Below are 6898 nucleotides of genomic sequence, written 5' to 3'. Positions count from 1 at the left end.
TAGAAGCGGTAGCCGGCTTCTGCCTTCGCTTTCGCGTGCAACGCCGTCTGCAGTTTCTGAACACTCTTCGGAGTTGATAGGTTGCCCAATCCCCAGGTCCCTCGCTACGTCTTGCGTTCGTCTTGAACTGAGGTCCCTTCCCTCCCTCGGCGTTACCCGGCTTCAGCGGTACTACGAACCCCTCCGCATCCCCACGGTGCCCGGCCTGTCCCTCGCGGGCGTCCGGTTGATCATCCCTGACCACGCCGTGGGGCCTCCCGTGTTGCGTACGCTTTCCTTGTGTGCATGCTGTCGCCACTACCCCGGCACAGCGATTGGAGCCTTACTTCGCTCTCTTCCTCCCCAATCGTGTCAGCCTTCCCTGATATGGCTGTCAGGTCGGCCTGTGCTTCGTCCTTTTCGAGGCTTGCTCAGCGTTCACTTGCGTTACGGCCTGCACACTCGCGCTGTCACCGTATATCGTGACACGCTATCAGAAGGCTTCAGCCACTTCGTCACCTCCATAGCTGCTCCGGTTGCTTCCGGCTGGAGCGTTTCGCCGGGTGGGGCTTGCACCCACTGGAAAGCGCCGCCTTCTCACGGCGCACGCCGACAAGCGGACATCAATTCTGCCTCATCTGACCGCCTCGGTCTGCTCGGCATTCCCGTTCACCCCGCGAGCCTGATCCGGCTTGCCGCAACGTTCACGACCCGGGCGTCTCCCTGATACGGACAGTAGCCGCAGAAGATGATGCGGCCGCAGTCGCTAAGGCGTAACCTTGAAACGCCAACGTGATCACACCGACCAGCCCACGGCGCTTTCATGAGAGGTCCAGCGATGCCCGCAGAGCATGATACGCGCCCTCTGGGTCGAACCAGCATCCATGTGCTGCCCTTGGGCATCGGCACGAACAAATGGCGGCGTGCCGATCGTGGGGCCGTGTTGGAAACATACAGGACCATTCATGATGCCGGCCCGTGCATGATCGACACGGCTGAGATCTATTTCTCGGAGCGCGTCGTGGGTGACTGCTTGCGCGCCGGTCCCACCCGCGCGGTGATAGCATCGAAATTCCTTCCCTTTCCGGGCCGAACCTCTCCGCGCCGCCTGATGAGCGCGCTTGACGGTTCGCTCGCGCGCCTTGGCCTCGAGACAATCGATCTCTACTATGTCCATTATCCGCTGCCCTTGATTGACGTGGGAGTGTTCGCCGAGGGCCTCGCCGAAGCGGTGAACTCTGGCAAGGCACGCGCGGTCGGCGTGGCAAATTTCAATGCGGACCAGATGCGCCGCATCGCCGATCACCTCGCAAGGACCGGAGTTCCGCTCGCCGCCAATCAGGTCAATTACAGCCTGCTCCGACGGGCAGCGGAAACAAGTGGCGTACTCGAAGCCTGCCGTGAGCTCGATGTAGCACTGGTCGCGTATTTTCCCCTTGCGTCCGGCCGCCTCACGCAGCCATCGGACAGCATTGGCACGAAAGCCCTGCTGACGTGTCTCGCCGATATTGCCCGCGCGCACGAGGCCAGCATCAGCCAGGTCGCCCTAAACTGGCTGTTGGCGCGCGACAGGCACGTGATTCCCATCCCCGGCGCGACGAAGCCTCATCACGCAAGGGCCAATCTCGATGCACTCGGTTGGCGCTTGAGTGAGACCGAGTTTGACGCGATCGACCGAGCCTCAGCAAAGATTGGAACATGAATCCGGAGCCCATCAAATCTCTCATCTCGACCTCGGACATCAACAAGATTGAGCGCAGAACCGCAGGATCGCGGCACGGGGCGACATCGATGTCGAAGTCGATGGCTGCCCCTCCTTCCGCATCGACCGTCATACGGAATTCGACCATCTGCAGGCCGAACCGCTGCACATCGGCCAGAAGCTGAGACGCCGCAGCGAGCGAGTCCGTGGCGAAGGCCCTGAAGACGACAGATGAAGCGCGACGCGCCGAAGCTGGCATTGGCTGGTCTCCTCGCCAAGACTGTACTCCCGGGCCATCAGGTGATTTTCCCGATCTTTTGCGCGAGAATGCCAATTCGAAGAAGATTCATCCGCGGACATGGAGATTTTTGATGAAATCATCTTCTCATGCGAAGGCGCGAACCAAGGCGCAGCTCGACCTGATCGATCGAAAGATCCTTTCAATTCTTCGCAACGAGGGCCGCCTTACGATCAACGAACTGGCCGATCGCGTAGGGCTGTCATCTTCGCCCTGCTGGTCGCGGGTCAGGCGCCTGGAGGAGATCGGCGTCATCAAGCACTACGCGGCCGTCATCGATCACACCGCCCTCGGCCTGAAGGATATCGTTTTCATCGAAGTCACGCTCGACAAGCACGGCGACAAGGTGCTCACACGTTTTGGCGATGCTCTCGCCAAGATTCCGGAAGTGATCGAAGCCAACCTCGTCACCGGCGACTATGACGGTCGCGGTCGCCGACACGACGCACTACGAGCGGTTTCTGCGCGAGAAGCTCTACAGGATTCAGGGCATCAGGCACACCCGATCGACGTTTTCGCTGCGAAGCCTGAAGCTCGTCATGTCCGCCGATCCGCTGCTCGTCAGCCCAGGTGGCTAGACGAGGCAGCAATTCACCGCGGGACGACAAGAACGGGAGGAGACAAGCAATCCATCCAGAGGCGCGACACTCACGGCACGGCCCAATAATTCGCCTCGGCATCCTATTCTACGATGCGCCGATTTTCGATCTGTACCAAATTCACCGACGCATGCTTCGTGCCGAGAATAAAGGCGCAGAGACAACGCTCGGCTCTGGATAGGATCGAGAATGAAAGATCGGCCATATAGCGGCTGACGGCTTGTCGGAATGGCCGTCTCGCAAGGTAACTAAGCCACTGAAAGGCTTGGTGGGCGCACCAGGGCTCGAACCTGGGATCCGCTGATTAGGAGACGTATGATTTGCTAGAAAGATCAACGCTAATTCCGGCAACTGAGCCGCCAAACCTGCGTTGAACCCGCAATGGGTTTTCTCCTTGTCGGAATGACTGATCTCGGCACTAGCGTGCGGGGACGAGATCGTGAACGTCGGGGGTTTGAGTCGGCGGAGCGCTACCTACGTTCCCCCCGACAGTTTTCTGCTGAGTTTACGGTCTCTGTGGCTTAGCCCTGCCCTGAAGCCCACCTTCTCCCCTTGCGGGGGACGTAGAATGGTAAAGTTCTCAATGAAAACAACGGTGTTTGCTTCGTGTGTCCTCCGTTGTGTCCCGATCAGCCAAGGCTCCTGGGAAGACCGCTGATGCGCCCGAACCCGCCCCTGACGCCTTTGCGCCGCCGCTCCCGGTGTGCGGTGTGCTAGGCTCCTCCGTGTCCCAGCGGCGTGGTTAGTCTGGCCGGTCGGAGGGCGCTGTGGCGGAGCAGCGGGTCCAAAGGCGATTAGCGGCGATCTTGGCTGCCGACGTGGTCGGTTACTCTGCGTTGATGCAACGCGCCGAGGAAGCCACCTACGCCGAGTTCGAGCGGCTGAAGCGCGAGGTAATCGAGCCAAGCCTCTCCCGCCACGAAGGCCGACTTATCAAGACAATGGGCGATGGCGCACTTGCCGAGTTCGCCAGTCCATTAGCCGCTGTGGGATGCGCGGTTGAGATACAGGAAGGTCTCGCTTCGGGCAGCCATGGCTTCAAGTTGCGTATCGGGATCAATCTTGGTGACGTAATCGTTGGAACCGGCGGCGATCTTTTTGGCGACGGGATCAACATTGCTGTCCGGCTGGAAGGGACAGCCGATCCAGGCGGCATCCTGATTTCCGAAAAGGTGTACAGCGAGGTCGAGGGTAAGCTGGACGTAGACTTCGAGGACCGGGGCGAACAGCAGCTCAAGAACATCACCAAGCCGGTTCGCGCCTATGCTGTCCGCGCGGGCGAGCATAGCGCGCTGATCGAGAAGATAAGTGCCGCACCTCCGCTACCCGACAAGCCATCCATCGCCGTGCTGCCGTTCGAGAACATGAGCGGCGACCCCGAACAGGAGTATTTTGCGGACGGAATGGTTGAGGAAATCATTACGGCGCTCAGCCGGTTTCATTGGCTGTTCGTAATCGCGCGAAATTCGAGCTTCACCTTCAAGGGCAGAGCCGTCGATATCAAGGAAGTCGGGCGCAGGCTTGGCGTGCGCTATGTCCTTGAGGGGTCTGTGCGCAAGGCGTTAGGGAAAGTTCGGATTACAGGGCAGTTGATTGATGCGACTACGGGCGCGCACATTTGGGTGGACAGGTTCGAGCGTGACCTGACCGACATTTTCGCTCTCCAGGATGAAGTCACCGTCGCCGTTGTCTCAGCTATTCAGCCGAAACTGCTTCAAACAGAAATCGCAATAGCGAAGCGGCGGCGACCGGAGAACCTTACCGCCTATGATTTTTATCTCCGAGCTATGCCGCAGTTTTACCTAGCGACCCACGAAGGGGTGGCCGAGGCGATCACGCTGGCGCATCGTGCCTTGGAACTGGACCCTCGGTTCGGCCTTGTCGCGGCTCTGGCAGGTGTCCTCCACATGAACAACGTCGTTTTTGGCTTTGCTGCCGATCCGCAATTCGAACGCAAGGAAGCAATTCGGCTTTGTCGCTTGGCCTTGAGCCTCGACGATGGTGATCCGGAAACGTTGGCTTTTGCTGCCCTGATCTCAGCGTTCTTGGTCCGCGATTATGAAGGTGCAATCGAAATGGCTGACCGGGCCGTCGCGCTCAACCCAAATTCGCTTACCGGATGGGGCTGCAGAGGCTGGGTCTATCGAAGTGCGGGGCTGCCGGAGGAAGCGATCCGCAGCTTTGAACGTGCCATTCGCGCGAGCCCGGTAGACCCGCTGTTACACCGGCCGCTTACCGGCATGGGGATTGCCTTAGTTGAACTGGGTCGCTTTGACGAGGCCGTCGTCGCCGCGAGGAAGGCCCTGCGTCAGAACCCATTCTTTTCGCTAACTTATTGTTGTCTTGCGTCCGCTTTCGCCCATCTCGGACGCGACGCAGAAGCGCGTGAAGGGGCGGCGCGTGTGCTCGAGACCGATCCCGCCTTCACAATCTCTGGGTTCATCGCTCGCGGCGGGCGATCAAACGCGAAGCTGCTGATCGAGGGTCTTCGGAAAGCGGGGTTGCCCGAATGAGCCCAGTGCTTGTAGCGACGAGGTGATCGAATGACGGCTTTGCTCTCGCGCCGCTGGCCGCTGACAACTTGCGCCACCGCTCCCGGCGCGCGGACGATGGATGTGGACATCATGACGTGCTGCGATGCCGCGCGCGCGGCGTGCTCTATTCCGTTGCCGCGTAGTCGATGCCTGCTGGTGCCGCCTCGTGGTGACTGAGCTTTATCTCCTTCACAACCAGACCAAGCACGATAGCTGCCATCACTATAACGAGCGGTCGAAGTTCTTCCCGACAAAGCATACGAGATCAACGTGCGCTGCTTCCATTCAGTTCCCCTAGCCGGTGATGCCGAATAATAGCGCTTTACGAGGAATTCCTGTGCCCGCACCACGAGGCTAGTTGCGTCGCGGAACTTGGAACCATGGCAAGGAACGGTTTCGTCGGTCGGCCTTTGTCCTAGCGAGGCAGGCCGACACATCGCGAGGTGGACGATGTCTCCTCCCACCGGACGTTCCGTGAAGGATTGCCGCGTTCTGATCATTGAGAGCGAGTACTTGCTCGGAGATGATCTAGCGAAGGCGCTCCGTGCGCTCGGCGCTCACGTGATCGGGCCAGTCATCGACGCGATGTCTGTCCAGCACGATGGTTTCGATGTCGCCGCGGTCGATATCAATCTGCGCGGACGCTCAGCCTTTCCAATCGCGGACGAACTCATGCGTGTCGGAAAGCCCTTCATTTTCACGACTGGCTACGGTGCCGAGAATATCCCCGACCGCTTCCAGCATGTGCGGCGATGGGAGAATCCTTACGATCTTGAGGAATTCACGGCCGACGTTGCCGAGTTGTGTCGCTCACAGCTTCATCCCTTGCTCGCGGTGTGAAGGAGGACGGGCACCGCCCTGGGAATTCACGCAAGGGCAGCGACGCCTTTTGGCGCGACCCCGACGTGGATCTTCCCACTCCATGGAACCATCGACGACGTTTGAGGAACGCGAAACAATTTCTCACTCTGTAACTTAAGTTAATCGTGGGGCCCGATCAAAGAAGTCGCGTCATGGAACCGATCAGCCGAATATCGGACCACATCGACCATAAGACCGCGCGGTCGATCTGTGACGAGGTGGGTGACAGGTTGCAACAGGACTTATCTCGCGAAACTTCGCCCCTGCCGCCATACCTCGAGCGTCTAATCGATGAGTTGCGCAAACAGGAGCGTCATCTAAATGATGGCGTCGAAAGCTGGCGCGCCGCGCGCGCCAGCTGACTAGCGGCGGCCATCTGAGCGTGAAGAAAAGGCGGCGCCGCACTCGCTCACCCGGTGGCGCTATCCGCCGATCTCGCCGTTCAGTACATGTTGCCTCTCGGCGGTCCCGAATTGTCTGCTCTCGCGCCGCAATTGGCGGCCAAGCAGACGTGCACGGCGGTGGGCTCGATGCTGGCACGGTTCACATCGAGGGGCGCGAGAAGGTTGCAGATCATTCGATAGATGATTGAGCGCGCCTTGGTCGTCGGGTCGCCTCACTGCGGCCAATCCTTGCAGAGCGTGATGCCGATCATGATCAGCGAGCCGATTGCGACCGCCACCGGGCAGATAAACGGCAACTCTTCCAGCACGCCGATAACGACCGCCCGGACGTGGAGAGTTCTCGTCATATGCGCAAAGCGCCAGCCTGCCACACCCATCGGACATCTCCGTTTGGCCCCCAGCAGCGGCGGTCTNACTCTTCAGCGCGAAGCGATCTCCGGCTATAGCCCATTCGGATGTATCCCTGGCTCAAGGTGAAGGAACCCTTGCAAGATCTTAGGGGGCATTGCCAAGGCAGGCTG

Annotated in this window: 5 protein-coding genes and 1 pseudogene; 5 read left to right on the top strand and 1 reads right to left on the bottom strand. The window is 59.8% G+C overall.

Annotated elements, in window-relative coordinates; translation table 11 throughout:
* Positions 1–802 precede the first annotated feature (802 nt).
* From YUU_RS54420 to YUU_RS0145210, 5 genes and pseudogenes are all read left to right on the top strand, one after another.
* Positions 803–1681 carry an aldo/keto reductase gene (locus YUU_RS54420; protein WP_371260602.1) on the top strand — a complete coding sequence of 293 codons (879 nt, stop codon included), beginning with the start codon at positions 803–805 and terminating at the stop codon, positions 1679–1681.
* Between the two features lie 371 nt (positions 1682–2052).
* Positions 2053–2557, top strand: a pseudogene (locus YUU_RS54415) (Lrp/AsnC family transcriptional regulator).
* Positions 2558–3345: 788 nt separating this feature from the next.
* Positions 3346–5091 carry an adenylate/guanylate cyclase domain-containing protein gene (locus YUU_RS0145225; protein WP_156944932.1) on the top strand — a complete coding sequence of 582 codons (1746 nt, stop codon included), beginning with the start codon at positions 3346–3348 and terminating at the stop codon, positions 5089–5091.
* A 471-nt stretch (positions 5092–5562) separates the two neighbouring features.
* Positions 5563–5952, top strand: a complete 390-nt coding sequence (locus YUU_RS0145215) for a response regulator (protein WP_027528040.1) — start codon at positions 5563–5565, stop codon at positions 5950–5952.
* A 173-nt stretch (positions 5953–6125) separates the two neighbouring features.
* Positions 6126–6335: a hypothetical protein gene (locus YUU_RS0145210; RefSeq protein ID WP_027528039.1), complete on the top strand. Its 210-nt coding sequence runs from the start codon at positions 6126–6128 to the stop codon at positions 6333–6335.
* Between the two features lie 254 nt (positions 6336–6589).
* Here YUU_RS0145210 and YUU_RS60775 read toward each other — a convergent pair whose 3' ends face one another.
* Entirely contained in the window at positions 6590–6754 is a 165-nt protein-coding gene (locus tag YUU_RS60775; RefSeq protein WP_198031972.1) for a hypothetical protein, read from the bottom strand.
* Positions 6755–6898 lie beyond the last annotated feature (144 nt).

Source organism: Bradyrhizobium sp. Ec3.3 (assembly GCF_000472925.1).
In the GTDB taxonomy this organism is placed as follows: Bacteria; Pseudomonadota; Alphaproteobacteria; order Rhizobiales; family Xanthobacteraceae; genus Bradyrhizobium.
The sequence above is the reverse complement of the archived record's forward strand: the minus strand, read 5'-3'. Positions and strand labels throughout refer to the sequence as shown.